The 25,530-nt window shown below is 64.8% G+C and carries 21 protein-coding genes and 1 pseudogene; 16 read left to right on the top strand and 6 right to left on the bottom strand.

Annotated features, from left to right (window positions below; all coding sequences use genetic code 11):
* On the top strand, window positions 1–1,469 hold a 1,469-nt coding region (locus B384_RS19070), incomplete at its 5' end, for a DUF222 domain-containing protein (protein ID WP_019483779.1).
* A gap of 116 nt (window positions 1,470–1,585) precedes the next feature.
* Here B384_RS19070 and B384_RS19075 read toward each other — a convergent pair.
* Window positions 1,586–4,106, bottom strand: a pseudogene (locus tag B384_RS19075) (DEAD/DEAH box helicase).
* Between the two features lie 49 nt (window positions 4,107–4,155).
* On the opposite strand from B384_RS19075, the gene B384_RS19080 reads away from it, so the two are divergent.
* Window positions 4,156–4,968 (top strand): trans-aconitate 2-methyltransferase, encoded by an 813-nt coding sequence (locus B384_RS19080; protein ID WP_019483780.1) that lies wholly within the window; start codon window positions 4,156–4,158, stop codon window positions 4,966–4,968.
* A gap of 98 nt (window positions 4,969–5,066) precedes the next feature.
* Here B384_RS19080 and B384_RS0114270 read toward each other — a convergent pair whose 3' ends face one another.
* Window positions 5,067–5,705: an MBL fold metallo-hydrolase gene (locus B384_RS0114270; RefSeq protein WP_019483781.1), complete on the bottom strand. Its 639-nt coding sequence runs from the start codon at window positions 5,703–5,705 to the stop codon at window positions 5,067–5,069.
* A gap of 136 nt (window positions 5,706–5,841) precedes the next feature.
* Between B384_RS0114270 and B384_RS0114275 the strand changes: the two genes are divergently transcribed.
* The 14 genes from B384_RS0114275 to B384_RS0114340 all read left to right on the top strand — a co-directional run bounded on the left by B384_RS0114275 (window position 5,842) and on the right by B384_RS0114340 (window position 20,515).
* A complete protein-coding gene (locus tag B384_RS0114275; protein WP_019483782.1) occupies window positions 5,842–6,237 on the top strand; it encodes a GntR family transcriptional regulator in 396 nt (131 codons plus the stop codon).
* A 130-nt stretch (window positions 6,238–6,367) separates the two neighbouring features.
* On the top strand, window positions 6,368–9,223 hold the full coding sequence (gene uvrA / locus B384_RS0114280; protein WP_050995011.1) for an excinuclease ABC subunit UvrA: 2,856 nt from the start codon (window positions 6,368–6,370) through the stop codon (window positions 9,221–9,223).
* A gap of 28 nt (window positions 9,224–9,251) precedes the next feature.
* A complete protein-coding gene (locus B384_RS19085; protein WP_019483784.1) occupies window positions 9,252–9,989 on the top strand; it encodes an HAD hydrolase-like protein in 738 nt (245 codons plus the stop codon).
* A complete protein-coding gene (locus B384_RS0114290) occupies window positions 9,976–10,644 on the top strand; it encodes a lysophospholipid acyltransferase family protein (protein ID WP_019483785.1) in 669 nt (222 codons plus the stop codon). The genes B384_RS19085 and B384_RS0114290 overlap by 14 nt, the downstream gene beginning before the upstream one ends.
* Window positions 10,644–12,713: an excinuclease ABC subunit UvrC gene (uvrC, locus tag B384_RS0114295; protein ID WP_019483786.1), complete on the top strand. Its 2,070-nt coding sequence runs from the start codon at window positions 10,644–10,646 to the stop codon at window positions 12,711–12,713. The genes B384_RS0114290 and uvrC overlap by 1 nt, the downstream gene beginning before the upstream one ends.
* Window positions 12,714–12,776: 63 nt before the next feature.
* On the top strand, window positions 12,777–13,679 hold the full coding sequence (rapZ, locus tag B384_RS0114300) for an RNase adapter RapZ (protein WP_019483787.1): 903 nt from the start codon (window positions 12,777–12,779) through the stop codon (window positions 13,677–13,679).
* Window positions 13,679–14,710: a gluconeogenesis factor YvcK family protein gene (locus B384_RS0114305; RefSeq protein ID WP_019483788.1), complete on the top strand. Its 1,032-nt coding sequence runs from the start codon at window positions 13,679–13,681 to the stop codon at window positions 14,708–14,710. The genes rapZ and B384_RS0114305 overlap by 1 nt, the downstream gene beginning before the upstream one ends.
* 19 nt (window positions 14,711–14,729) lie before the next feature.
* Window positions 14,730–15,710 (top strand): DNA-binding protein WhiA, encoded by a 981-nt coding sequence (gene whiA, locus B384_RS0114310; protein WP_019483789.1) that lies wholly within the window; start codon window positions 14,730–14,732, stop codon window positions 15,708–15,710.
* Window positions 15,711–15,846: 136 nt separating this feature from the next.
* Window positions 15,847–16,473 carry a superoxide dismutase gene (locus B384_RS0114315; RefSeq protein WP_019483790.1) on the top strand — a complete coding sequence of 209 codons (627 nt, stop codon included), beginning with the start codon at window positions 15,847–15,849 and terminating at the stop codon, window positions 16,471–16,473.
* 99 nt (window positions 16,474–16,572) lie between these two features.
* Entirely contained in the window at window positions 16,573–17,583 is a 1,011-nt protein-coding gene (gene gap, locus B384_RS0114320; RefSeq protein WP_019483791.1) for a type I glyceraldehyde-3-phosphate dehydrogenase, read from the top strand.
* A 15-nt stretch (window positions 17,584–17,598) separates the two neighbouring features.
* Entirely contained in the window at window positions 17,599–18,843 is a 1,245-nt protein-coding gene (locus tag B384_RS0114325) for a phosphoglycerate kinase (RefSeq protein WP_019483792.1), read from the top strand.
* 11 nt (window positions 18,844–18,854) lie between these two features.
* Window positions 18,855–19,670: a triose-phosphate isomerase gene (tpiA, locus tag B384_RS0114330; protein ID WP_019483793.1), complete on the top strand. Its 816-nt coding sequence runs from the start codon at window positions 18,855–18,857 to the stop codon at window positions 19,668–19,670.
* 70 nt (window positions 19,671–19,740) lie between these two features.
* Entirely contained in the window at window positions 19,741–19,986 is a 246-nt protein-coding gene (secG, locus tag B384_RS0114335) for a preprotein translocase subunit SecG (RefSeq protein WP_019483794.1), read from the top strand.
* A 133-nt stretch (window positions 19,987–20,119) separates the two neighbouring features.
* The gene (locus B384_RS0114340) at window positions 20,120–20,515 is read left to right on the top strand and encodes an RNA polymerase-binding protein RbpA (protein ID WP_024476730.1); all 396 of its coding nucleotides are present in this window, start codon (window positions 20,120–20,122) and stop codon (window positions 20,513–20,515) included.
* A 56-nt stretch (window positions 20,516–20,571) separates the two neighbouring features.
* Here the strand turns inward: B384_RS0114340 and pgl are convergent, their stop codons facing one another.
* From pgl to B384_RS0114360, 4 genes are read right to left on the bottom strand one after another with little or no spacing between them, the layout of a single operon-like run.
* Window positions 20,572–21,399, bottom strand: a complete 828-nt coding sequence (pgl, locus tag B384_RS0114345; protein ID WP_019483796.1) for a 6-phosphogluconolactonase — start codon at window positions 21,397–21,399, stop codon at window positions 20,572–20,574.
* Window positions 21,389–22,330: a glucose-6-phosphate dehydrogenase assembly protein OpcA gene (locus B384_RS0114350; RefSeq protein ID WP_024476732.1), complete on the bottom strand. Its 942-nt coding sequence runs from the start codon at window positions 22,328–22,330 to the stop codon at window positions 21,389–21,391. The genes pgl and B384_RS0114350 overlap by 11 nt, the downstream gene beginning before the upstream one ends.
* Entirely contained in the window at window positions 22,327–23,871 is a 1,545-nt protein-coding gene (gene zwf / locus B384_RS0114355) for a glucose-6-phosphate dehydrogenase (RefSeq protein ID WP_019483798.1), read from the bottom strand. The genes B384_RS0114350 and zwf overlap by 4 nt, the downstream gene beginning before the upstream one ends.
* Window positions 23,871–25,526, bottom strand: coding sequence for a glucose-6-phosphate isomerase (locus B384_RS0114360; protein WP_026041206.1), 1,656 nt, complete (start codon window positions 25,524–25,526; stop codon window positions 23,871–23,873). The genes zwf and B384_RS0114360 overlap by 1 nt, the downstream gene beginning before the upstream one ends.
* Between the last annotated feature and the right edge of the window lie 4 nt (window positions 25,527–25,530).

Here is a 25,530-nt window from a genome sequence, read left to right on the forward strand (position 1 = left end):
ATGATGAGGCATCGGATTTTTGGGGAATGGCCTTCGTGCCCGGCGAGCGGGTGCGCTCCAGCGACGAACCTCCCGCCCTGACCGGCCAGCTCGGGCTCGCCGCCCCGGCCGGCCTTGACTCTGCCCAGGTGGTAGATGCGTTGAATGACGTCGCCGAGGCGCGGTCATGGCTCGATGCCCAGGAAGCGAAACTGGTCACCCGGATCCTGGACCTGCAAACCGAGCAAACCCGTTGCGGCCGCGGGGCGTTCGGGTTCGAGAAAACCCTGGCCGCAGCCGAGATCGGCGCCACGTTGCACCTGCCGGAGCGGACCGCCGGGTTCCTGGTCGAACACAGCACCCTGCTGACCCGCCACTACCCGGCCACGTTGAACGCGTTAGAGGACGGCAGACTCTCACGCCGCCATGCCTGGGCTGTTGTCGAAGAGGCCACAGACATGCCCGACACCGACCCCGCTCTGGCCGCCGCCTATGAAACCAGGCTGATCGCGTTGGCCGGTCAGACCACGGTGGCGAAGTTCTGCCGCCAGGCCCACCGGTTACGCGAAAAACTTCACCCCGAACCCATCAGTAGCCGGCACCGGAAAGCTCTCCGGGAACGCGAGGTGGTCCTGAACGGCGCCCACGACGGGATGGCCTGGCTCGCCGCGTACCTACCCACCGAACACGCGGCCGGGATCTTCCACCGGGTCGATACCGCAGCCCGGGCCTTGCAGGGCCCCGACGAGGCCAGGACTCTCACCCAGCTCAGGGCCGATGTTCTGGTGGATGTCCTCACCAGCGCCGGACCCACCGGACACATGCATGAAGCACCCGACCCCGCTGCTGGACCGTGCGCTGCCGCCGGCGCTGACACTGGGACCGACCCCGGTGCTGCCGCTGACCAGGGCGGGCCGGGAACAGCGGACCCCGGATCCCGGACGAACACCAGCCCCAGTCAGCAGGGGGAGGCCAGCGTGTATTGGGGCGTGCAGGCGAAGGTGTTCGTCACGGTCCCGGTGATGACTCTCCTCGGCGGGGACACCCCGGGTGAGCTGGAAGGCTACGGTCCGATTGATCCCGAGACCGCACGGAAGCTCGCCGGGCACGCACCATCGTTCACCAGGATCCTCACCCACCCCTTCACCGGGGCCAGGCTGGGCGCTGATGCGACCACGTACCGGGTCCCGCAGGACCTGAAGGATGCGATCCGGGTCAGGGATGGGACGTGTCGGCATCCTGGGTGTAACCGGTTGGCGGTGTTCTGCGAACTCGACCACACCACACCCTGGTCCCAAGGCGGCAAAACGTCCTATTCAAACCTGGCGGCCCTGTGTAAACGCCACCACATGTTCAAAACCGAAGGCTACTGGCACTACCAACAACCCGACCCAGGGACCATCATCGCGATCTCGCCTGCCGGCGAAACCTACCTCACCCGACCAGACCCACCACCAGCACCACCAGCCGACATGCCCCCGCCCTTCTAGAAGCACCGCACCTACAGCCAGCAATGCCTTTTAGAAGCACCGCCCTTTTAGAAGCACAGCCCTGCTGGAAGCACCATCTTTCTGGGAGAACCATCTTTCCAGCCAGCACCGCCGGACTAGGGCGCCCCGACGCTGGTCACGGTGACCACGGCTGTGCCGGCCTCATCGGAGGCGGCCAGGTCGATGACCGCGTTGATACCCCAGTCATGGTTGCCGAACGGGTCCTTGAAGATCTGCCGGACCTTCCAGCTGCCGGGCACCTTCTCAATGATCAGCAGTGCGGGTCCGCGGGCCTCGGGCCCGTCGTCAATGTCCTCGTAGTCACCGAAGTAGCCGTCGAGGGCCTCTGTCCAGCGGTCCGCGTCCCAACCGGAACCACCATCCAGCGCGCCAAGGGCGACATCGTCCTCGTCGGCGAAAAGTTTGACTCGCTGGAACATCTCGTTGCGGACCATTACGCGGAATGCCCGCTCGTTGGAGGTCACCGAATCGGGTTCCGGTGGCAGTTCGAGAGCGGCCCCGCTGTCGGCGCGGCCTCCGGCGGCGAGCAGCTCCCATTCCTCCAGGAGGCTCGAATCGACCTGCCGGATCAGTTCGCCGAGCCACTCAATGATGTCGGTCAGATCCTCCCGCAGCGCCTCGGTAGGAACGGTCTGGCGCAATGCCTTATAGCAGTCGGCGAGATAGCGAAGCAGGATGCCCTCGGACCGGGTGAGCGAGTAGTAGGCAATGTACTCGCCGAAGTTCATGGCCCGCTCATACATATCCCGGACCACCGACTTGGGGGTCAGCTCGAAGTCGCCCAGCCAGGGCGCACCACTGCGGTAGACATCGAAGGCCTGGAACAGCAGTTCGGCCATCGGCTGCGGGTAGGTGACCTCCTCGAGGAGCGCCATCCGCTGGTCATAGTCGACCCCGTCGGCCTTCATGGCGCCAATCGCCTCGCCGCGCGCCGTTTTCTCCTGGGCGTTGAGGACCTGGCGGGGCTTTTCGAGGGTCGCTTCGATCACCGAGACGACGTCGAGCGCGTAGGTGGGGCTTTCGGGGTCCAGCAGTTCCAGGCTGGCCAGCGCGAAGGGGGAGAGCGGCTGGTTGAGGGCGAAGTTGGCCTGCAGGTGGACCTTCAGCCGGATGGTCCGGCCGTCGGCGTCGGGCTCGGGGAGCCGCTCGACAATTCCAGCGGTGACCAGCGACCGGTAAATGCCAATGGCTTTTCGGGTCAGCTGCAACTGGGAAGCCCGGGTCTCATGGTTTTCGTTGAGCAGACGTTGCGCCGCGGAGAACGGATTGCCGGGTCGCTCCAACAGGTTCAGGAGCATCGAGTGGCTGACGGCGAAACTCGACGTGAGCGCTTCGGGCGTACCNGGCGAGCCGCTCGTAGGTTGGTTTACCCCACGACACAAACCCGGTGGGTGGTTTCTTCCTGACCACCTGACGGAGCTTTTTCTGATCGTCGCCGAACTTCCCGACGGCTTTCGCCATGGCCCTCGTGTTCTCAACCACATGATCAGGTGCCTGCACGACGACGGTCCCCGCCGTGTCATAACCGGCCCGCCCCGCCCGGCCCGCGATCTGGTGGAACTCGCGGGCGTTGAGCAGCCGGGTGCGGACGCCGTCGTACTTGCTCAGTGCGGTCAGGAGCACCGTGCGGATGGGGACGTTGATCCCGACGCCGAGGGTGTCGGTGCCGCAGATGACCTTAAGTAGTCCCGCCTGCGCGAGCTGCTCCACCAGCCGACGGTACTTGGGGAGCATCCCGGCGTGGTGGATGCCGATGCCGTGCCGGACCAGTCGGTTGAGTGTCTTGCCGAACCCGGAGGAGAACCGGAAGGTCGCGATCAGGTCGGCGATCCTGTCCTTCTCCTCCCGGGAGCAGACGTTCACGCTCATCAGGTTCTGGGCGCGTTCAATCGCTTCGGCCTGGCTGAAGTGCACCACATACACCGGCGCCTGCCGGGTACTGAGGAGTTCTTCCAGCGATTCCTGAACGGTGGTCTCTACGTAGTAGAAGTGCAGCGGGATGGGCCGTTCGGCGCTGCTGATCGTGGTGGTCGTGCGGTCGGTGCGCTCGGTCAGCTCCTCCTCGAAACGGGTCATATCGCCGAGGGTCGCCGACATTAGCAGGAACTGGGCCTGGGGGAGTTCAAGGAGGGGAACCTGCCACGCCCAGCCGCGCTGCGGGTCGGAGTAGAAGTGGAACTCGTCCATGATGACGGTGCCGACGTCGGCCAGCGCACCTTCACGAAGCGCGATGTTCGCCAGGATTTCTGCTGTGCAGCAGATGATCGGTGCGTCCTGGTTGACCCCTGAATCACCGGTGATCATCCCGACATTCTCGGCACCGAAGGTCTCGCAGAGGGCGAAAAACTTCTCGGACACCAGAGCCTTGATCGGAGCCGTGTAGTAGCTGCGTTTCCCGCGGGCGATCGCATCGAAATGGGCTGCGACCGCCACCAGCGACTTCCCCGATCCGGTGGGCGTCGCGAGGATCACGTTGTTCCCGGAGACCAGCTCCAGCACAGCTTCATCCTGCGCCGGATACAGGCTCATTCCCTCGCTGGTCGTCCACTCGAGGAAGGCGCCGTAAACGTCGTCGGGCTGATCCGTGCCTGCGGGGAGGTGTTCCTGAATTCTCATAGGACTCCAGCCTATCCGTAGCTGCCTCACCGCCGGATACGCTGGAGTCATGCGATGGGATCCCACCCAGTATTCACTGTTCTCTGACCACCGGGGCAGGCCGTTCCTCGACCTGGTCGGTCGGGTCAACCATGCCGATCCGCGGGTGGTCGTCGATCTCGGGTGCGGGCCGGGGGACCTCACCCGGCTGCTGGCCGAACGCTGGCCCGACGCCGGGGTGCTGGGCATCGACTCATCCGCCGACATGGTGCAGCGCGCCAATGACCAAGCCGACCCGCCGCCGAACCTGCGGTTCGAGACCGGTGATATCCGAGACTTCTCACCCGCAGACGACGTCGACGTCGACGTCGTCGTCACCAACGCCGTCCTGCAGTGGGTGCCGGGTCAGGCCGAGCTGGTGCAGAAGTGGGCACGGGTGCTTCGTCCAGGTGCCTGGCTGGCCCTGCAGGTTCCTGGCAACTTCGGATCCCCGGCGCACACCTTGATGCGCGAACTGGCCGGATCGAACGCCTGGCGGGACCAGCTCGGGGGAGTGCTGAGGCATACCGACGTCGTGTCGGAGCCGGAGGAGTACCTGCGGATGCTCAGCGAGGCGCGCATGACCGCCGACGTCTGGGAGACCACCTACCAGCACGTCCTCACGGGACCCGATCCGGTGCTGCAATGGCTGAAGGGCACCGGATTGCGCCCGGTACTGAATGCGCTGTCCGACGACGACGCCGCGGCCTTCGTCGAACAGTATGCTGCCCTGCTGCGTGGAGCCTACCCCGAGGAACCTTGGGGGACAGTCTTCGGCTTCCGCCGGATCTTCGCCGTCGGCGTCAAGACCGGACGAAGTAGGAGCAAGGACCCCGCGGGATAGTTCCCGCCAGCCCTGAGCCGGGGGCCAGCCAACGCACCTGCACACAGGTGGACGGGAAGGTGGGTTCCGACGGCGGTGAGCCCGCCGGACGGCCGGTTTTACCAGCCGCGGGCGCGCCATTCCTCAAGCTGCGGGCGTTCAGCCCCGACGGTGGTGCCCTTCCCATGGCCGGGATGCACGACGGTGTCGTCCGGCAGATAGTCGAAGATCCGCTCGGACACGTCCTTGAGCAACGACTCAAACCGGGCGGCGTCGCCCTGGGTGTTCCCGATGCCGCCGGGGAACAGTGAATCCCCCGTGAACAGGTGTGCCGGGCCGTGCGGGTCGCGGTACAACAGGGCAACGCTCCCCGGTGTGTGTCCGCGCAACTTGATGGCTTCGAGGTCGAAGCCCTCGAAAGTGGCAGTATCCCCGTGCTCCAGCCGAACATCCGTGGGCACCGCTATGTCGGTGACGTCTTCCGTGCCGGCCGCAGTGCGCGCTCCCGTCTGCCCGACGACGTCGGCCAGCGCCCGAACATGGTCCCAGTGCGAATGGGTGGTGACGATCAGCGCCAGCTTCGGCTCAGCCGTGGTGTCTGTGGCGCCCTCGACAAGGAGCGCCATGATGGCGGGAGCGTCATCGGCGGCGTCAATCAGCACCTGTGCGCCCGTGGCCTTCGAGGTGAGCAGGTAGACGTTGTTGTCCATCTCGCTGACCGAGATCGAGCGGATGGTCAGATCCTGAAGAGTAAGCATGAACCCAGTCTAGGCACGCCGGTAAATGGGCAAAACTTTCGGGGCACAGGGGTGCATGGAACAATATGGGCATCAGCGGTCCGCCCGGGAAATGGTCGGACAACAGTGACGAGTGACAGAGACCGGAAAGGCCACAGTGAATCCAGGCGCAACAGGCAGCTCCGATGTCACCAGTTGGCTCCGCATTGACCAGGCAAGCTCTGTGCCACCCTACGAACAACTCCGCGTGCAGATCCTCGACGCCGCGAACAACGGATCCCTTCCCGTCGGGACTCGCCTGCCCCCCGTGCGCACCCTCGCCGGCCACCTCGGAGTAGCAGTCAACACCGTTGCCAGGGCGTATCGGGAACTGGAGCAGGCCAACATTGTGGTCACCCGGTCGCGGGCAGGAACCGTTGTCGCGGCGGCAGGAGATGAAGCACGGCAACGGGCGGCCGCAGCCGCCGACAAATACGCGGATGTGATCAAGGCCAACGGCCTCACCGAGGACGAGGCCGTTGCCTATCTGCGGGCCGCTCTGCGCCGTCGGTGAACATCGGGGGCCAACGCGCCGACGACACGCTGAAAACCAGCCGATCGAATATGTATTCGAACATGGTTTCAATTAGAGTGAATGGGTGTCTATTGCAACTTCGCTCGAATCTGAGTTTTCCGATCCCAAAATGTCGCAGGATCTTTCGCGTCTGATCGTCAAGGGAGCACGCGAGCACAACCTGCGCAACGTTGACCTCGACCTGCCGCGTGACGCGATGATCGTCTTCACCGGTCTCTCAGGGTCGGGGAAGTCATCCCTCGCGTTCGACACGATCTTCGCGGAAGGTCAGCGGCGCTACGTCGAGTCCCTGTCGGCCTACGCCAGGCAGTTCCTGGGTCAGGTGGACAAGCCTGACGTTGACTTTATTGAGGGTCTGTCGCCAGCGGTGTCCATCGACCAGAAGTCGACCAACAAGAACCCCCGGTCAACAGTCGGCACCATCACCGAGATTTACGACTACATGCGCCTCCTCTGGGCCCGCGTGGGACGCCCCCACTGCCCCACCTGTGGCGAACCGGTCGCCAAGCAGACCCCGCAGCAGATCGTCGACCAGCTGCTTGAACTCGAAGAGGGCACCCGATTCCAGATCCTCGCCCCCGTGGTGCGAGGCCGCAAGGGAGAGTTCGTCGACCTGTTCCAGGAGCTGACGGCCAAAGGCTACGCCCGCGCCCGTGTCGACGGCGAGGTCGTCCAGCTCTCCGATCCACCCAAGCTCGGCAAACAGTACAAACACACCATCGAAGTGATTGTCGACCGGCTGGTGGTCAAGGACGGCATCAGTCAGCGGCTCACCGACTCGGTGGAGACGGCGCTCAAGCTGGCCGACGGCCGGGTCCTCGCCGATTTCGTTGATCTTCCCGAAAAAGACAGCAAACGCGTCAGGGCGTTCTCCGAGCACCTGGCCTGCCCCAATGAGCACCCCCTGGCCATCGATGAGATCGAGCCACGCTCGTTCTCTTTCAACAACCCCTTCGGCGCGTGCCCCGTCTGCACCGGGATCGGCACCAAGCTTGAGGTTGACGAAGAGCTGGTCGTCCCCAACCCGGACCTGAGTCTGGCGGAAGGCGCCATCGCCCCCTGGTCGCTGGGCACCGCAACCCTCGAGTACTGGACCCGGCTGCTTGAAGGTCTCTCGAAAGAGCTGAACTTCAAGATGGACGTACCCTGGCACAAGTTGCCGGACCGCGCCCGGGAAGCAGCCCTGTACGGCAAAGATCACAAGGTGGTGGTGCAGTACAAGAACAGGTTCGGCCGGGAGCGCAAGTACAGCACCGGCTTCGAAGGCGCTGTGCAGTACATCCACCGCAAGCATCTCGAAACCGAATCCGACCACGCACGCGACCGCTACGAGGAGTACATGCGGCAGATCCCGTGCCCCGCGTGTGGCGGAGCCCGGCTGAACCCGGCCTCACTCTCGGTCCTGATCAACGGCAAATCCATTGCGTCGGTCGCAGCCATGCCAATGCGCGACTGCAGCGACTTCCTCAACAACCTGGTGCTCACCGGCCGTGAAGCCCAGATTGCCAGCCAGGTCCTCAAGGAAATCCAGGCCCGGCTGCAGTTCCTGCTCGACGTCGGACTCGAGTACCTGAACCTCGAACGCGCCTCCGGGACCCTGTCCGGCGGAGAGGCACAGCGCATCCGGCTGGCAACCCAGATCGGTTCAGGACTAGTGGGCGTACTCTACGTTCTCGATGAACCGTCAATCGGGCTGCATCAGCGCGACAACCGGCGGCTGATCGAGACGCTCGCCCGCCTCCGTAACCTCGGCAATACCCTGATCGTCGTCGAGCATGACGAGGACACCATCCAGGAAGCCGACTGGATTGTCGACATCGGCCCCGGCGCCGGCGAGCACGGCGGCGAGGTGGTCCACTCCGGTCTGCTTGAAGACCTCCTCACCAATGAGCGTTCCATCACCGGTGACTACCTCTCCGGTCGGCGGAAGATCGAGATCCCGAAGAAGCGCCGCAAGATCGACAAGTCCCGGCAGCTCAAGGTGGTCGGTGCACGCGAACATAACCTGACGTCCTTCGACATTGCGTTCCCGCTGGGCGTCCTCACCGCGGTCACGGGTGTCAGCGGGTCAGGGAAGTCCACCCTGGTCAACGAGATCCTCTACAAGGTGCTGGCCAACAAGCTCAACGGCGCCAAGCAGGTTGCCGGCCGGCACAAGCGGATCGATGGCCTCGAACACCTCGACAAAGTGGTCCACGTCGACCAGAGCCCGATCGGCCGGACACCCCGCTCCAACCCTGCCACCTACACCGGTGTCTTCGACAACATCCGGAAGCTGTTTGCCGAGACCACCGAGGCGAAGGTCCGGGGCTACCTCCCCGGCCGGTTCTCATTCAACGTGAAGGGCGGCCGCTGCGAAGCCTGCTCCGGCGACGGCACCCTGAAGATTGAAATGAACTTCCTCCCGGACGTATACGTGCCGTGCGAGGTATGTCACGGACAGCGCTACAACCGGGAAACGCTCGAAGTCCACTACAAGGGCAAGACCATCGCCGATGTGCTGAACATGCCGATCGAAGAGGGCGCCGAATTCTTCGCTGCGTTCAGCCCGATCGCGCGTCACCTCAACACGCTCGTCGAAGTGGGTCTTGGCTATGTGCGGCTCGGACAGCCGGCCACCACCTTGTCCGGCGGTGAAGCACAGCGCGTAAAGCTGGCCAGCGAACTGCAGAAGCGGTCCAACGGTCGCAGTATCTACGTTTTGGACGAGCCGACCACAGGTCTGCACTTTGAAGACATCCGGAAGCTGCTGCTAGTCCTGCAGGGGCTGGTGGACAAGGGCAACACGGTAATCACCATCGAACACAACCTGGATGTGATCAAGAGCGCCGATTGGGTCATCGACCTCGGGCCCGACGGCGGTTCGGGCGGCGGACAGATCATCGCCACCGGAACGCCGGAGCAGGTGGCCAAGTCGACCACCAGCTACACGGGCACGTTCCTCGCCGAGACACTCGGACGATAGACAGCATCCAACATATTCCGTGGGAGGAATGCAGTTTTCTGCTGGGCACCGGCTGTGGGAAACTTGGCCGGTGATGAACTACCGCCTGCTCGTGCTCTTTGACCTTGATGGAACTCTCGTCGACCCCGCAGGCGCCATCACCGGAGGGATCATCGGGTCCCTGGAAGCCCACGGACTGTCCCGGCCGTCCGAAGACATGCTGCGGAAGATGGTTGGTCCGCCGCTCGTGACGTCCCTGCGGGAGATCGCCGGGGTAAGCGAGGGCCAACTGGCATCGGTGATCACGCACTACCGGGAGGGCTATCGCACCCGGGGGATGGCCGCCAGCCGGCCCTACCCCGGCGTGGTCGGTGTGGTGGAGACGCTGCGCGCGGCGGGCCATCTGGTCGCCGTGGCGACCCAGAAGCCGCAGGGCCTCGCCCAGGAGCTCCTTGGCGTCCAACAGCTGGCCGGCCTGTTCCACTCCGTGCATGGGTCTCCCGATGAGGAACAGTCACCCGGTCCCGACGGCAAGACTCCAATCATCGCCGCAGCCCTGGCCCGGCATGAGGGCAGGTACGACGGCGCCATCATGATCGGCGACCGGTCCCACGACATTTCCGGAGCGGTGGCCAATGGGTTGGACTGTATTCCGGTGACCTGGGGGTTCGGGTCAGTCGAGGAGTTCAGCGTGGTGGGCGCCACCACGCCAGCCACCACCGCCGACGCGCTGCTGGAACTGATCCTGAAAAGGGTGCCGCAGGGGGTGGGGCATGGGAATCTATGACCTCACCCGGAGCAGCACCCGCGGACTGATCGCCGGGCTCTGCCGGCCAACCGTCGAGGGGCTGGACCAGGTGCCTGCCGCTGGGCCACTGATCGTCGCGGCCAACCACCTGTCCTTCCTGGACAGCGTGCTGATCCAGGCACTCATGCCCCGCCCGGTCGCCTTCTTCGCCAAGGCCGAATACTTCACTGGCCGCGGGATCAAAGGCAAAGCCATGCGGTCCTTCTTCGAAGGAGTCGGCTCCATCCCGGTAGAGCGCGGGCAGCAAGCCGCAAGTGTCCAGGCGCTGAAAACCCTTCACGAACTACTGGAAGGCGGCAATGGGATCGGCATCTACCCGGAGGGAACCCGGTCCCGGGACGGGCTGCTTTACCGTGGGCGCACCGGTGTCGGTTGGCTTGCGCTCACCACCGGCGCGCCGGTGCTACCCGTCGGGTTGATCGGCACCGAGAATCTGCAGCCAGCAGGCCAGAAACGCATCAAACCCCAACACTTCACCATGAAGATCGGCACGCCCCTGTACTTCGAGAAAACCGGACCTGGACACTCACTGCCCGCACGCCGACAGGTCACCGACACCATCATGGACTCGATCGCGGCGCTCAGCGGTCAGCAGCGCTCCACCAGCTACAACCAGAGTCCGGTGCTTGAATAATGGCCGATCCCCGTAGCTACCGGCCCCAAACCGGTGAAATCCCGGTCGACCCGGGTGTCTACCGGTTCAGGGACGAACATTCCCGGGTGGTCTATGTTGGCAAAGCCAAAAACCTCCGCTCCAGGCTGAACTCCTACTTCGCCAACCCGCAGGGCCTGCTGCCCCGGACCCGGGCGATGGTGTTCACTGCCGCGAGTGTGGAATGGACCGTCGTCGGCAGCGAGCTCGAAGCGCTCCAGCTTGAGTACACCTGGATCAAAGAGTTCAACCCCCGGTTCAACGTCATGTTCCGCGACGACAAGTCCTATCCCTACCTCGCCGTCACGATGGGGGAGAAGTATCCCCGGGTCCAGGTGATGCGTGGCGACCGCAGGAAGGACACCAGATATTTCGGACCCTTCTACCCGGCCAAGGCAATCCGGGAAACCGTTGACACCCTCCTGCGCGTCTTTCCGGTCCGTACCTGCAGCAGCGGCGTGTTCAAGCGTGCCGAACGCACCGGCCGTCCCTGTCTTCTCGGGTACATTGACAAGTGCTCGGCCCCCTGCGTCGGCCGGATCAGTCCCGAGGAGCACCGCGACCTCGCGGCACAGTTCTGTGACTTCATGGGCGGCCAGGCCACCCGGTTCATCGTGGACCTGGAAAAGCGGATGGCCGCCGCCGTCGCCGAGCTCGATTACGAATCCGCAGCACGGACCCGAGACGACATTGCCGCCCTGAAACGGGTGTTCGAGCGCAACACCGTGGTCCTGTCCGAGGACACCGACGCCGACATTTTCGCTCTGAAGGAAGACGAGCTGGAGGCTGCCGTCCAGGTGTTCCACGTCCGCGGTGGCCGGATCCGCGGCCAGCGCGGCTGGATGGTGGAGAAGGTCGAGGACATGGGCACCGCCGATCTGGTGGAGCACCTGCTGCAGCAGGTCTACGGCGACGGCAGCAGCAGCAACAACCAGATCCCCCGCGAAGTGCTCGTCCCCGAGCTGCCCAGCAACGCCGACGAGATGTCTGTCTGGCTCGCCGGCCTCCGCGGCGCCCGGGTGGACCTGCGGGTTCCCCGCCGCGGCGACAAGGCAACCCTGCTCGGCACCGTCGAACAAAACGCTGCCGACGCCCTCCGACTCCACAAGAGCCGGCGGGCAGGTGACCTCACCACCCGCTCCGCGGCCCTTCAGGAACTACAGGAGGCCCTCGACCTGCCGCAACCCCTGATGCGGATCGAATGTTTCGACATTTCCCACGTCCAGGGCACCAACGTGGTCGCGTCGATGGTCGTCGTCGAGGACGGGCTGCCCCGCAAGGCCGACTACCGCAGGTTCTCCATCACCGGCGACGCCGCCCGCGACGACACTGCCTCGATGTACGACGTGATCCAGCGCCGCTTCCGCAACTACCTCGCCGAGAAGACCGGTCCGGTGCCGCAGGGCATGAACTCCGAGGACGACGGCGGTGGCAACAGCAGCGGCAGCGGCGACAGCAGCGGCAGCAACAACAACGCCGGCATCAACAGCGGCGCCACCGTGCCACGCGCCGACACCACCACTGCCACGACCAGGCAGAAATTCGCCTACCCACCGAACCTGGTGGTGGTCGACGGTGGCCAGCCGCAGGTCCATGCGGCCGCCCGTGCGTTGAAAGACCTGGGCATCGACGACGTCTTCGTGATCGGGTTGGCTAAACGCCTTGAAGAGGTCTGGCTGCCCGACAGCGACTTCCCGGTGATCCTGCCGCGCGCCTCGGAGGGCCTGTTCCTGCTGCAGCGCATCCGGGACGAGGCGCACCGATTCGCTATCGCCTTCCACCGGCAAAAGCGGGGCAAGTCGATGACCGCCTCAGCACTCGATTCGGTTCCCGGTCTCGGTCCGTCGAAGAAAAAATCGCTGCTGGCGCACTTCGGGTCGGTCAAAAAAATTCGTGCCGCCTCCCTTGCAGAGCTGCAGGCAGTGCCGGGAGTGGGGCCGTCCCTTGCCGAAACATTGCAGCGTACTCTCGCGCTGGCCGTCACCGACGGCTCGACGGCGGCAGTCGCACCAGCGGTGAATATGGCCACCGGCGAAATCCTCGATTCTTAGCTAGGGTAGAGGGTGGGGAAGACCTGTTTGAGCCATGATTAACAGCCAGGATGGAAACACGCAATGACTGAGGGCGACGACAGCCTTACTCCGATCAAGCCTGACGAATCGGAGCTGCTGGTGGTGACCGGAATGTCCGGCGCTGGCAGGAGCACCGCCGCCAACGCACTGGAGGATCACGGCTGGTATGTGGTGGAGAATCTTCCCCCACAGATGCTGAGCACCCTGACCGACCTTGTCGCGCGGATGCCGCAAACCATTCCCAAGCTCGCCGTCGTCGTCGACGTCCGCAGCCAGGAGCTGTTCCATGACATTCGCAGCTCCCTCGAGGCGCTGCGCATCTCGGGCGTCAACTACCGGGTCCTCTTTCTTGACGCTGCCGATGACACACTGGTCCGCCGGTTCGAGCAGGGGCGCCGGCCCCACCCTCTCCAGGACGAAGGGCGGATCCTCGACGGAATTGCCGCCGAACGTGAGGTGCTCAAGCAGCTCCGGGAGGCATCCGACCTGGTGGTTGACACGTCGGAACTGAACGTGCACGCCCTCGCCACCACGATCACCGAGCTTTTCTCCGAGTCCGGCCCAATTGTCCTGCGGATCAATGTGATGAGTTTCGGCTTCAAATACGGGCTGCCCGTCGACGCGAACTACGTGGCCGATGTGAGGTTCATTCCGAACCCGCACTGGGTGCCGGCCCTCAGGCCCCAGACCGGGCTGGACCAGCCTGTGAGCGATTATGTGATGGGTGCCACCGGTGCAGCGGACTTCGTGGACCGGTTTGTCCACGCCCTCGAACCCGTGCTTGAGGGCTACCGGCGCGAGAATAAGCACTACGCCACCATCGCCATCGGCTGCACCGGTGGAAAGCACCGGTCGGTGGCCGTGACCGAAGAGATCGCGAAGCGGCTGGCGCAACAACCCCGGCTGCAGGTCACAGCCCACCACCGCGATCTGGGTAGGGAATAGTGGCGCTGCTCACCGGGTCGCTTCCCATGCTGCCGGCGGCGGCAGCCAACCGACGCGGGTCGGGTCCGCAGGACAACGCGCCCTCGGTGGTTGCCCTCGGCGGCGGCCATGGGCTGTCGTCGTCGCTCTCGGCGCTCCGCCTGCTCACCTCGGAACTCACCGCGGTGGTCACAGTGGCCGACGACGGCGGCTCCTCCGGCAAGCTGCGCGAGGAACTGGGTGTGCTGCCGCCCGGCGATCTCCGGATGGCTCTGGCCGCCCTCTGCGACGACACTGACTGGGGCCGAACCTGGCGGGACGTCATGCAGCACCGGTTCACCTCGAAGCACGGCGCCGATGGGTCCCTCGACAACCATGCCCTGGGCAACCTGTTGATCGTCACCCTGTGGGAACTCCTCGGGGACCCGGTGGCGGGCCTGCAATGGGCTGGTGCACTCCTCGGGGCCCGGGGGCGGGTCTTGCCGATGGCGAGTGTGCCGCTGACCATCGAAGGCGATGTGCTCTCGGAGGTGGACGGTTCACTGCGGTTGCGCACCGTCAGCGGCCAGTCCCAGCTGGCAGTGGCGGGCAGCGCCGGAAACGTCAATAATGTCCGGTTGCTCCCTGCCGGTGCGCCAGCCTGCGTTGACGCGCTCACCGCGGTCGAACTGGCCGACTGGGTTATTCTCGGGCCCGGCTCCTGGTACACCTCCGTCCTCCCACACCTGCTCCTGCCCGAACTCCGGGAAGCCCTGTGCAGCACCACCGCCAAGCGGTGCCTGACCATGAATCTCAGCAATGAGACGAAGGAAACCGTCGGCATGTCAGCGGTGGACCACCTTGAGGTCATCAGGCGGTACGCCCCCGAGTTCACGGTCGACGTTGTCATCGCCGACCCGACGGTCATTGGCAACCGCGACGAGTTCGTGGCCGCCGTCGCCGAGATGGGAGGCCGCGCAGTGTTGGGTAAGGTAGGTTCTTCAACGGGCAAACCTGTTCATGATCCCCTGCGTCTCGCGACTGCGTTTCATGACATGTTTGGTGAAAACTAATCGATCTGAGGTTGTATTTGTGGCGCTGACTGCGGACGTAAAAGAGGAGCTGTCGCACCTCTCTGTCAAGAAGTCATCGGTTCGCAAAGCCGAGGTGTCGGCTCTGCTGCGTTTTGCCGGCGGCCTGCACATCATCTCTGGCCGAATTGTCATCGAAGCCGAGGTTGACCTCGCTTCCACGGCCCGGCGGCTGCGCACCACCATCGCCGAGGTGTACGGGCACAACAGCGAAATCATCGTGGTCTCCGGAGGCGGCCTGCGTCGCGGCAACCGCTATGTGGTGCGGGTGGTGCGCGACGGCGAATCCCTCGCCCGGCAAACCGGGCTGCTCGACAACCGGGGCCGACCCGTGCGTGGTTTGCCCTCGGCGGTCGTCAACGGATCAACTGCCGACGCCGAAGCGGTCTGGCGGGGCGCGTTCCTGGCACACGGCTCGCTCACCGAACCGGGCCGCTCCTCGTCCCTGGAGGTCACCTGCCCGGGCCCTGAATCCGCGCTGGCCCTGGTGGGTGCCGCACGCCGCCTGGGCATCGCAGCCAAGGCACGCGAGGTCAGGGGAGTGGACCGGGTGGTGATCCGGGACGGCGACACCATCGCCGCTCTGCTGACCCGCATGGGTGCCCATGACGCGCTGATGGTCTGGGAGGAACGCCGGATGCGCAAGGAAGTCCGGGCCACCGCCAACCGCCTGGCGAACTTCGACGACGCCAACCTGCGGCGGTCGGCGCAGGCCGCCGTTGCCGCCGGCGCACGCGTTGAACGCGCCCTGGAGATCCTCGGCGAGGGTGTCCCCGATCACCTCAAGTATGCGGGCGAGCTGAGAGTCGCCCACAAGCAGGCGAGCCTTGACGAGCTGGGCGGCCTGGCCAACCCGCCCATGACCAAGGACGCCATCGCAGGCCGGATCCGGCGGTTGCTTGCGATGGCCGACAAGCGTGCCATCGAAATTGGAATACCGGGAACCGAAGCCAATGTGACAGCCGACATGCTGGACGAGTGAATCTCTGCATAGGATGGAAGCGGCACAGGAATACCGCTGACAACGGCGGGGTTCCATGCCTTAGTGAACCAACTACGGTGTCTGACCGGCTGGAGTGCCAAATCACCCGCTGTGTCGGACCGACCTGGAGGAATTCGTGAGCGAGTACGTACTGCCCGAACTGAACTACGATTACGCTGCCCTGGAACCGCACATCTCCGCGCGCATCATGGAGCTCCACCACAGCAAGCACCACGCCGCCTACGTCAAGGGCGCCAACGACGCGATGGCCCAGCTGGCTGAGGCCCGCGAAAAGGGCGACTTCGGAAACATTTCGAAGCTCTCCAAGGACCTCGCCTTCCACACCGGCGGCCACATCAACCACTCAGTCTTCTGGAACAACCTCTCCCCTGACGGCGGTGACTCGCCGGAAGGTGAGCTCGCAGCCGCCATCGATGACGCCTTCGGTTCGTTTGACAAGTTCCGCGCCCAGTTCAGCGCCGCTGCCCTTGCCCTTCAGGGCTCCGGGTGGGCCTTCCTCGCCTACGAGCCGATCGGTGGCAACCTGGTCATCGAGCAGCTCTACGATCAGCAGGGCAACGTAGCGGTGGGCACCACGCCGCTGCTGATGCTGGACATGTGGGAGCACGCCTTCTACCTGGACTACGTCAACGTCAAGGCCGATTACGTCAAGGCCTTCTGGAACATTGTGAACTGGCCGGACGTCGCCAAGCGCTTCGCAGCAGCCCGCGCCTCGGCCACTTCCCTGATCGTGGTCGGCTAGCACCCAGGCACAGCGCCCCCTGGGGCGTAGTCGGGACGCCGCCCAGCGCGGCGGCGTCCCAAACCCCAATCCCCAATACAGTTCAAGGAGATATAACAAGTGACTACTCGTGTAGGAATCAACGGCTTCGGTCGAATCGGGCGCAATTTCTTCCGCGCTGCCCTGGAACAGGGTGCCGACCTGGAAATCGTTGCCGTCAACGACCTGACCAGCCCAGAGGCGCTCGCCCACCTCCTCAAGTACGACTCCGTCACCGGTCGCCTCGCCGCGACGGTCGAGGTCAAGGACGGCAACATTGTGGTGGACGGGAAGTCCATCAAGGTTCTCGCCGAGCGTGACCCCGCCAGCCTGCCGTGGAAGGACCTCGGAGTGGACATCGTCATCGAGTCCACCGGTTTCTTCACCAAGGCATCCGCAGCGCAGAAGCACATCGACGCCGGCGCCAAGAAGGTCATCATCTCGGCTCCCGCCACCGACGAAGACTTCACCGTTGTCCTGGGCGTCAACGACGACCAGTACGACGCCGAGAACCACCACATCATTTCCAACGCCTCCTGCACCACGAACTGCCTCGGCCCACTGGCCAAGGTGCTGAACGACAGCTTCGGTATCGAGCGCGGCCTGATGACCACCATCCACGCCTACACCGCGGACCAGAACCTGCAGGACGGTCCTCACAACGACCTGCGCCGTGCCCGCGCCGCAGCGATCAACATGGTCCCCACCTCGACCGGCGCCGCGAAGGCCATTGGCCTGGTGCTGCCCGAGTTGAAGGGGAAGCTCGACGGCTACGCCATCCGCGTTCCGGTCCCCACCGGCTCGGCCACCGACCTCACTGTTACGGTGTCGCGCGAGGTCACCGTTGAGGAAGTCAACGCCGCCTTCAAGGCAGCCGCCTCGGAGGGCAAGATGAAGGGCTACCTCACCTACACCGATGCACCAATCGTGTCCTCGGACATTGTGGGCGACCCATCATCCTCGATCTTCGACTCAGGCTTGACGAAGGTCATCGGCAACCAGGTGAAGGTCGTGGGCTGGTACGACAACGAGTGGGGCTACTCAAGCCGCCTCGTTGACCTGACCAGCATCGTCGCCTCCAAGCTCTCCTAGCACCGAAGGACCGAAGTGGCCTCCTCTCTTGATGACCTCCTGCGTACCGGCGTCAGTGGACGCACAATCCTGGTCAGGTCGGACCTGAACGTCCCGCTTGACACCTCGGGGGCAACCCCACGGGTGACCGATGATGGCAGGCTTCAGGCCTCCCTACCGGTACTGCGGAAGTTGACGGGGGAGGGGGCCGCAGTCATTGTGATGGCTCACCTGGGCCGCCCCAAAGGCGCCCCTGACGAGCGGTATTCGCTGAAACCCGCGGTGGATCGGCTGGCGGAACTGGCTGATTTCACCGTCACCCTGGCCGCCGACACCACGGGGAAGGACGCCGCGGAACACGCGGCCGCGTTGACCGGTGGAAGCGTTCTGGTGCTGGAGAACGTCCGCTTCGACGCGCGGGAAACCAGCAAGGACGACGCCGAACGGCAGGCGTTCGCAACCGAACTGGCAGCACTGACCGGCGACAACGGTGCCTATGTGAACGACGCGTTCGGTGCCGTGCACCGGAAGCACGCCAGTGTCTACGACATCGCGGCGCTGCTCCCGTCCTACCAGGGCGACCTGGTGAAGACCGAGGTTGACGTCCTGCAGCGCCTCACCGGGGAACCGGTGGCCCCGTTCGTCGTGGTGCTGGGCGGTTCCAAGGTGTCCGACAAGCTCGCAGTGATTGAAAACCTCCTGGGTACCGCGGACCGGATCCTCGTCGGCGGTGGCATGGTGTTTACCTTCCTCGCTGCGCAGGGGTATTCGGTCGGTGCGAGCCTGCTTGAGGACGACCAGATCGACGTCGTCAAGGGATACCTGGACCGTGCCGAGAAGGCCGGTACCGAATTTGTCCTCCCCACCGACATTGTGGTGGCCGAACGGTTTGCTGCCGACGCCGCGAACGAGACCGTACCCGCCGACGCCATGGAGGAAAGCTCATTTGGTGCTGGCGGGCTGGGGCTCGACATCGGACCGGCTTCCGGTGCGGCTTTCGCCGCGTCAATCGCCACCGCCGGCACAGTGTTCTGGAACGGCCCCATGGGGGTCTTCGAGTTCGACGCGTTTTCTGCCGGTACGAAGGCCGTCGCGCAAGCACTCACCGAAGCCACCACCCGCGGTGCGCTGACGGTTGTCGGGGGCGGCGACTCCGCTGCGGCAGTCCGATCACTCGGCTTCACCGATAACCAGTTTGGCCACATTTCGACCGGCGGAGGTGCCAGCCTTGAGTACCTTGAAGGCAAGGAACTCCCCGGACTGACAGCCCTCGGGCAGTAGGAGAAGCACTCATGACTTCCTCAACCAACGGCAAGTACGACCGCCGCCCCCTGATTGCAGGCAACTGGAAAATGAACCTGGACCACGTCCAGGGCATCACGCTCCTGCAGAAGCTCGCCTGGACCCTCGACGACGCCAGCCATGACTATCAGCGGGCCGAGGTGGCTGTCTTCCCGCCGTTCACCGATCTGCGCGGGGTGCAGACCCTGGTCCGCGGCGACGACCTGCAGACCGTCTACGGTGGCCAGGACCTTTCCCCCCACGATTCCGGTGCCTACACTGGGGACATTTCCGGGCAGTTCCTGGAGAAGCTCGGCTGCACGTACGTCCTCGTGGGACACTCCGAGCGCCGGGCCATCCACCAGGAGAGCGATGAGCTGCTCAACAGCAAGGTGAAGGCGGCCTTCAGGCACAACCTCACCCCAATCCTGTGCGCCGGCGAAGGGCTTGAAGTCCGACAGGCCGGGAATCACGTGGAACACACCCTCAGCCAGCTGCGCGCCGGAATCGATGGGCTCACGGCGGAGCAGGTTGGCCAGCTGGTGGTCGCCTACGAACCAGTCTGGGCCATCGGCACCGGGGAAGTTGCCGGACCTGACGATGCGCAGGAGATGTGCGCCGCGCTGCGAGCCGAACTGGGCTCACTTTATGACGCCGAGACGGCGGGGAAGGTCCGTATGCTCTACGGCGGATCGGTCAAGGCCGCCAACGCCGGGGCCATCCTGAAGGGCAAGGACGTCGACGGCTTGCTGGTCGGTGGTGCCAGTCTGGACGCCGCCGAGTTTGCTAGTATTGTCAGGTTCGAACATCTCCTGGTCACTGACTAAGACCGCTTCGACCCGAGACTGCGCCCGGCGCAGGTCGACTACGCACGTCAGTTACCCCTGAAAGGCCACTGTGGACATTCTCCGAATCATTTTGTTGGTTCTCCTTGCCATCTCAAGCGCCCTGCTTGTCCTGCTCATCCTGCTGCACAAGGGTCGTGGGGGTGGCATGTCCGACATGTTCGGCGGCGGTATGACCACCAGCATGGGATCATCGGGCGTGGCGGAACGCAACCTCAACCGGTTCACCGTGGCGCTGGGACTAACCTGGGGCGTCGTCATCGTGGCGCTCGGCCTGATCCAGCGCTTCGCCGAGTAGCTAGCATTCCACGGCTGACCGGTCCACAGGGCAGCCCAACAGTATTGTGAATTCCCGCGTTAGCCGCCATACCCAGAGTTGAGCTTTGGGCGTAGACTGGCCCCGTTGTCGGAGCCTAGTCCAGGAGCAATCCATGGTTAACGCGGGAAACGCATTTAAAGGCACACGGATCGGAACTGAGTCATACGGGGGGATGGCCGGCTGGCAGGCCGAATCCGGAAGACGCCCTGCAGTGGTGGACCACACCGTGGTCAGCTATTGGTGTGTCGAGAACCACGAAACAAGACCGACCTTCGCGAAGCTGCACGACGACGAGATTCCCGAGGTTTGGGAATGCGGTCGCTGTGGGCGCGCGGCGGGCAGGCTGCCGGGGGTGGAACCGCTGGTGGACGGGGTAGAGCCGTACAAGAGCCACCTCCAATACGCCAAGGAGCGACGCACCGAAGAGGAAGCAGCGAACGTCCTTGAGCAGGCGTTGCGCAACCTCAGGTCCCGCAGGGTTGGCCTGCGGGGCGGTCTGGCAACCTAAGCGGCACGCTTCTAGTCGACACGGTCCTAGTCGACACTGTCCTCGTCGTTGCCGTTCTAGTCGACACTGTCCTCGTCGTCGGGGTCGTTGCTTTCAATGAGCCGATCAGGAAGCTGCGCTGCGGCTTCCTGATCGATCAGCCAGAGTGTCTTACGCCGCCCCCGGGCTCCGGACGCGGGAACCTGTGCGGGGCCCGCGCCGGCCAGTGCAAGTCCGACAGCGCCAGCCTTGTCCTGGCCACCCGCAGCAATCCAGACCTCCTCGGCCGAATTGACCGCCTCAAGGGTTAGCGACATCCTCAGTGCCGGCGGTTTAGGTGCGTCAGCGACACCCACAACGGTCTGCTCCTTGGTGCGGATTCCGGGCATTTCAGGGAACAGCGACGCGATGTGAGCGTCCGGACCCACGCCGAGGAGCAGCACATCGAACCGGGGGAGCCGGCCATCCTGACCGTCGGCGTCGCCCGCCAGGTCCTGTTCAGCCGCTGCGGCGTCGAGTAGCCGAGTCGCATAGTCGGCTGCAGCCGCATCCTGATCGGGGAAATCATCGCTGGAGCCGAACTCATGAATCTGGGATTCGGCGAGGCCCAACTTGCCCAGCAGCGCCTGCCGCGCCTGTACCGCGTTGCGGTCCGGGTCCGAGGCACTGAGGAACCGTTCGTCTCCCCACCAGAAATCGACCCTGCTCCAATCCACCGCCGAGCACGCCGGTGACGCAGCGACCGCGGCAAGTGTCGCAGTACCGAGGGACCCACCGGTCAGCACGACGGTGGCGGAGCCGCGTTCGTTCTGGACGTCAACCAGTCTGGTGATCAGACGGGCGGCAACGGTGGCCGCGAGCAGGGTTGAATCGGGGTGGATACTTACTTTGGGGTCAGCGTTCACTGGGACGCACACTCCTTAGGTTGGTCCGTGCGAGCCCCTCCGTGATGACCTCGCCGAATACCTCATCCGGGTCGAGTCGGCGGAGCTCTTCTGCGAGACAGTCTTGCAGGCTGCGCCGCGGCAACGAAATCCGCTGCACGGGCTGGCCTGGTTGGTACAGTTCAGCAATTGCGGCGTGGGGCCGGTTCAGTTCGACGTCCCCGGCGGGCCGGGAGAGCCTTACCCGGCGGAGTCCGGTCCCGGCGGGCCCCGCAGCGATGGTCACGGGGGAGTCGAGCGCCAGGGTGAGCCATGCGGCGAGGAGCACCGTGCTCGGCGAATCCTCGGCCCCCTCCACCGTGACGGCGGTGATGGGGGAGGCATCCAGCTGGTCGAGGACTGCCGCGAGCTGGATTCGCCAGTTGGTGAGCCGGGTCCAGGCCAGATCGGTGTCACCCGCCGTATAGGTTTCACGGATGGTTGACAGTGCGCCCACCGGATCTGGCTCATTGGCCGAATCCGTAATCCGGCGATGGGCGATGCTCCCGATCGAGGTGCGGGCCGCGTCGGCCGGAGCACCGTGCGGCCACCAGGCCACGATGGGGGCGTCGGGCAGGAGCAGCGCTGAGACGAGGGACTCGTTTTCCTCGGCGAGTTGCCCATACCCCTTGAGGACGATCACCTCGGAGGCACCCGCGTCCCCGCCCACCCGAATCTGGGCGTCGAGTCGGGTAGCTTCGGCAGCGGATCCGAGGGCGAGCACGATAATCCGGCAAGGGTGTTCCCGGCTGGCCAGGTTCGCGGCGAGGATCGCATCCTCCTCGTTACCGGAGCTGGTCACCACCACCAGGGTGAGGACCCGGCCCAGGGCAACGACCCCGCCCTTGTCCCGCAGGGTCATGATCTCCTTGGACACTTTCGACGTGGTGGTGTCCGGCAGTTCAACGATCATGGCCTGCGCCACGTCCTTCCATCGCGCGCGAGGAGCTCGTCAGCTGACGCTGGGCCCCAACTTCCCGGGACATACTTTTCCGGCTGGTCCCCAAGGGCCGCCCAGTACTCCTCGAACGGGTCGAGGATCTTCCAGGACAGTTCGACTTCTTCGTGCCGCGGGAACAGGGGTGGCTCACCCAGCAGAACATCGAGGATGAGCCGCTCGTAGGCTTCAGGGCTGGATTCGGTGAAGGAGTGGCCGTAGCCAAAGTCCATCGTGACGTCCCTGACCTCCATCTGGGTGCCCGGCACCTTGGAGCCAAACCTGATCGTGGCGCCCTCATCCGGTTGCACCCTGATCACCACGGCGTTCTGGCCAAAGTCATCCTCGGCGTGGTCCCTGAACAAAAGGTTCGGTGCGCGCTTGAAGACGACGGCGATCTCGGTCACCCGGCGTCCCAGGCGCTTACCGGCCCGGAGGTAGAACGGTACGCCGCTCCACCTCCGGGTGTGAATGTCCAGCCGGATGGCCGCAAAACTTTCGGAAGTGGAGTGCTTCGGAATGCCCTCCTCCTCAAGGAAACCCTTGACCTGCTCCCCGCCCTGCCAGCCCGCGTCGTACTGACCGCGCGCTGAGGACCCAGACAGGTCGTCCGGCAACTTGACGGCTGCGAGGACCTTTTCCTTTTCGGCCCGCAGGTCATTGGCGTTGAAGGAAATCGGTTCTTCCATCGCGGTGAGCGCCAACAGCTGCAGCAGGTGGTTCTGGATGACGTCGCGGGCCGCCCCGACGCCGTCGTAATACCCGGCCCGGCTGCCGATGCCAATATCCTCGGCCATGGTGATTTGCACGTGGTCAACATATTTGGCGTTCCACAACGGTTCGAAGAGCTGGTTGGCGAACCGGAGAGCAAGGATGTTCTGGACCGTCTCCTTGCCAAGGTAATGGTCAATCCTGAACACGGCGTCCGGTGGAAACACCTGCTCAACAACCCTATTCAGCTCACGTGCCGACTGCAGGTTGTGGCCGAACGGCTTCTCGATCACCACCCGCCGCCACTGTCCTTCGCCGGGCTGCGCCAGGCCGTGCTCGGAGAGCTTCTGGCACACCAGCTCGAAGTCCTTCGGGGGGATGGACAGGTAGAACGCATGGTTGCCGCGGGTGCCGCGACTGGAGTCCAGTTCGGCCAGAGTCACTTCGAGGCGGCCGAAGGCGTCGTCGTCGTCGAAATTGCCCTGCACAAACCTGATGCCTGCCGAGAGCTGTTCCCAGACCGTCTCATCGAACGGGGTGCGCGAATACTGGGTGACGGCTTCCCGCACCTCCTCAATGAACCGCTCATCGTCCCACTCCCTGCGGCCGAACCCGATGAGGGCGAAACTGGGGGGCAGCAAGCCACGGTTGGCAAGATCGTAGATCGCCGGCATGAGCTTTTTACGGGCGAGGTCGCCGGTGACGCCGAAAAGCACCAGGGCGGATGGTCCGGCGATGCGGTTCAACCGCCGGTCGCGGGGATCCCGCAGCGGGTTAGCCGGCCGGGCCTCTGCAGAATCGTGCACTATGCGGTACCGCTTTCAGTGGTTGCCCGCTGGCCGGCAGCCCCGCCCGAAAGGTGGGTAATCACCTGGCTGAGCTGTTCCAGGCCCGCGGCGCGGTCAGCGAGATGGAGACGAAGGACGGGACGTCCCTTGCCGGCGAGAACCTGGGCGTCGCCCGCTGCCTGGGCGGTGATCAGTTCCCCGAAGGTGAACGGACGGTCCGGGATGGCCAGATCCTCGGCTGCTGCACCGGTAATGGACAGGAAAACGCCCTGTGCCGGGCCGCCCTTGTGGAACTGACCGGTGGAATGCAGGAAACGCGGGCCCCAGCCGAACGTGACCGGTCGGGAGGTGAGCGAGGCCAGCGGTGACCTGATGCCCTCCAACGAGGCCTGCTCGGACCGGTCCAGGTAAGCCTGGACCGACAGGTAGCCGTCCGGCGCCAGGCTGGAGAAGAGGCGCTGCAACGCATCACCGAGGGTGCTCGCCTCACCCAGCAGACCACTGTCGGCGCGAATCTCGACTGCGCCGTCCACGAAGTTGGCCGGCGCAGTTTCGGGCTGTTCGTCGAGCAACCCCCGCGCCGCAACCTTCGCCGCCTCAACATCGGGCTGGTCGAAGGGGTTGATGCCCAACAGTCGCCCTGCCACTGCTGTAGCGAACTCCCACACGAGAAGCTGGCTGCCGAGGCTCCCGCTCACGGTCACCTGGTTCCCAACCGGCTCCACGTCGGCGTCGGGCGCGGTCAGACGGACGGTGAGGACGTCGTCGGCGGCGGTAACAATCTCCGGAGCACCCTCCTCGGCGACGACCGGGAGCACCCCGGTGCCGAGCTTGCCGGTGGATTCCGCGATCAGCTGCTCGGCCCAGTCGGCCAGACCGGGAATGCCTGACGCCTCATCGGCGAAGACGATCTTGTCCCGCAGCGGGTTGGTGGCGCCCAACACCGCGCCGAGCCGCAACCCAATGTTGGTCGGGTCGTCGTCGCCCAGGAACTCGGCGGTTTCCTCGGCTGCGTCGAGGAGGGCGTCGAGGTCGACGCCGGCTAGGCCCGATGGCACCAGACCGAAAGCGGTGAGCGCCGAATACCTGCCGCCAACATTCGGGTTGGCGTTGAAGACCGCGCGGTAGCCGGCCTCGCGGGCTGAACCGTCCAGCGGTGATCCCGGGTCCGTCACGATAACCACCCGGGTGAGCGGATCAATGCCGGCGGCAGTGAACGCTGCCTCGAAGATTCTCCGCTGCGAGTCAGTTTCGACGGTCGAACCCGACTTGGACGACACCACGACAGCTGTCTCGGCCAACCGGTCCTCCACCGTCCGGCGCACCTGATCCGGGTCGGTTGAGTCGAGCACTGTCAGCTCCACACCGGCGGTCCGGGTGATCACCTCGGGGGCGAGGGAGGATCCGCCCATTCCGCACAGGACGATCCGGCTGACACCCTCGGCGTGCAGGGTGGCCCGCAGTTCCATGATGCCCGGGACGAGGCCGCGGGAAGCCTCGACAAGGTCAACCCAGCCCAGCCTGACGGCCGCTTCCGACTCGGCGTCGTGACCCCACAGGGTGGGATCCTTCGCCATCAGTCGTGATGCCACCTGATCCTCGACGAGGGTGCCGGTAACACGGTCAATCGCTTCGAGTGCAGCGCCAGCCGCTGCGAGCGTCATGGAACTCATTGTC

The organism is Arthrobacter sp. TB 23, from assembly GCF_000294595.1.
In the GTDB taxonomy this organism is placed as follows: Bacteria; Actinomycetota; Actinomycetes; order Actinomycetales; family Micrococcaceae; genus Arthrobacter_D.

What these genes read in the sequence shown, in the direction of transcription:
- B384_RS19080 (WP_019483780.1), top strand. Translation starts at nt 4,156, where the DNA reads ATGCGATGGGATCCCACCCAGTATTCACTGTTCTCTGACCACCGGGGC.
- B384_RS0114270 (WP_019483781.1), bottom strand. Translation starts at nt 5,705, where the DNA reads ATGCTTACTCTTCAGGATCTGACCATCCGCTCGATCTCGGTCAGCGAG.
- uvrA (WP_050995011.1), top strand. Translation starts at nt 6,368, where the DNA reads ATGTCGCAGGATCTTTCGCGTCTGATCGTCAAGGGAGCACGCGAGCAC.
- B384_RS19085 (WP_019483784.1), top strand. Translation starts at nt 9,252, where the DNA reads ATGCAGTTTTCTGCTGGGCACCGGCTGTGGGAAACTTGGCCGGTGATG.
- B384_RS0114290 (WP_019483785.1), top strand. Translation starts at nt 9,976, where the DNA reads ATGGGAATCTATGACCTCACCCGGAGCAGCACCCGCGGACTGATCGCC.
- uvrC (WP_019483786.1), top strand. Translation starts at nt 10,644, where the DNA reads ATGGCCGATCCCCGTAGCTACCGGCCCCAAACCGGTGAAATCCCGGTC.
- rapZ (WP_019483787.1), top strand. Translation starts at nt 12,777, where the DNA reads ATGACTGAGGGCGACGACAGCCTTACTCCGATCAAGCCTGACGAATCG.
- tpiA (WP_019483793.1), top strand. Translation starts at nt 18,855, where the DNA reads ATGACTTCCTCAACCAACGGCAAGTACGACCGCCGCCCCCTGATTGCA.
- B384_RS0114340 (WP_024476730.1), top strand. Translation starts at nt 20,120, where the DNA reads ATGGTTAACGCGGGAAACGCATTTAAAGGCACACGGATCGGAACTGAG.
- B384_RS0114350 (WP_024476732.1), bottom strand. Translation starts at nt 22,330, where the DNA reads ATGATCGTTGAACTGCCGGACACCACCACGTCGAAAGTGTCCAAGGAG.
- B384_RS0114360 (WP_026041206.1), bottom strand. Translation starts at nt 25,526, where the DNA reads ATGAGTTCCATGACGCTCGCAGCGGCTGGCGCTGCACTCGAAGCGATT.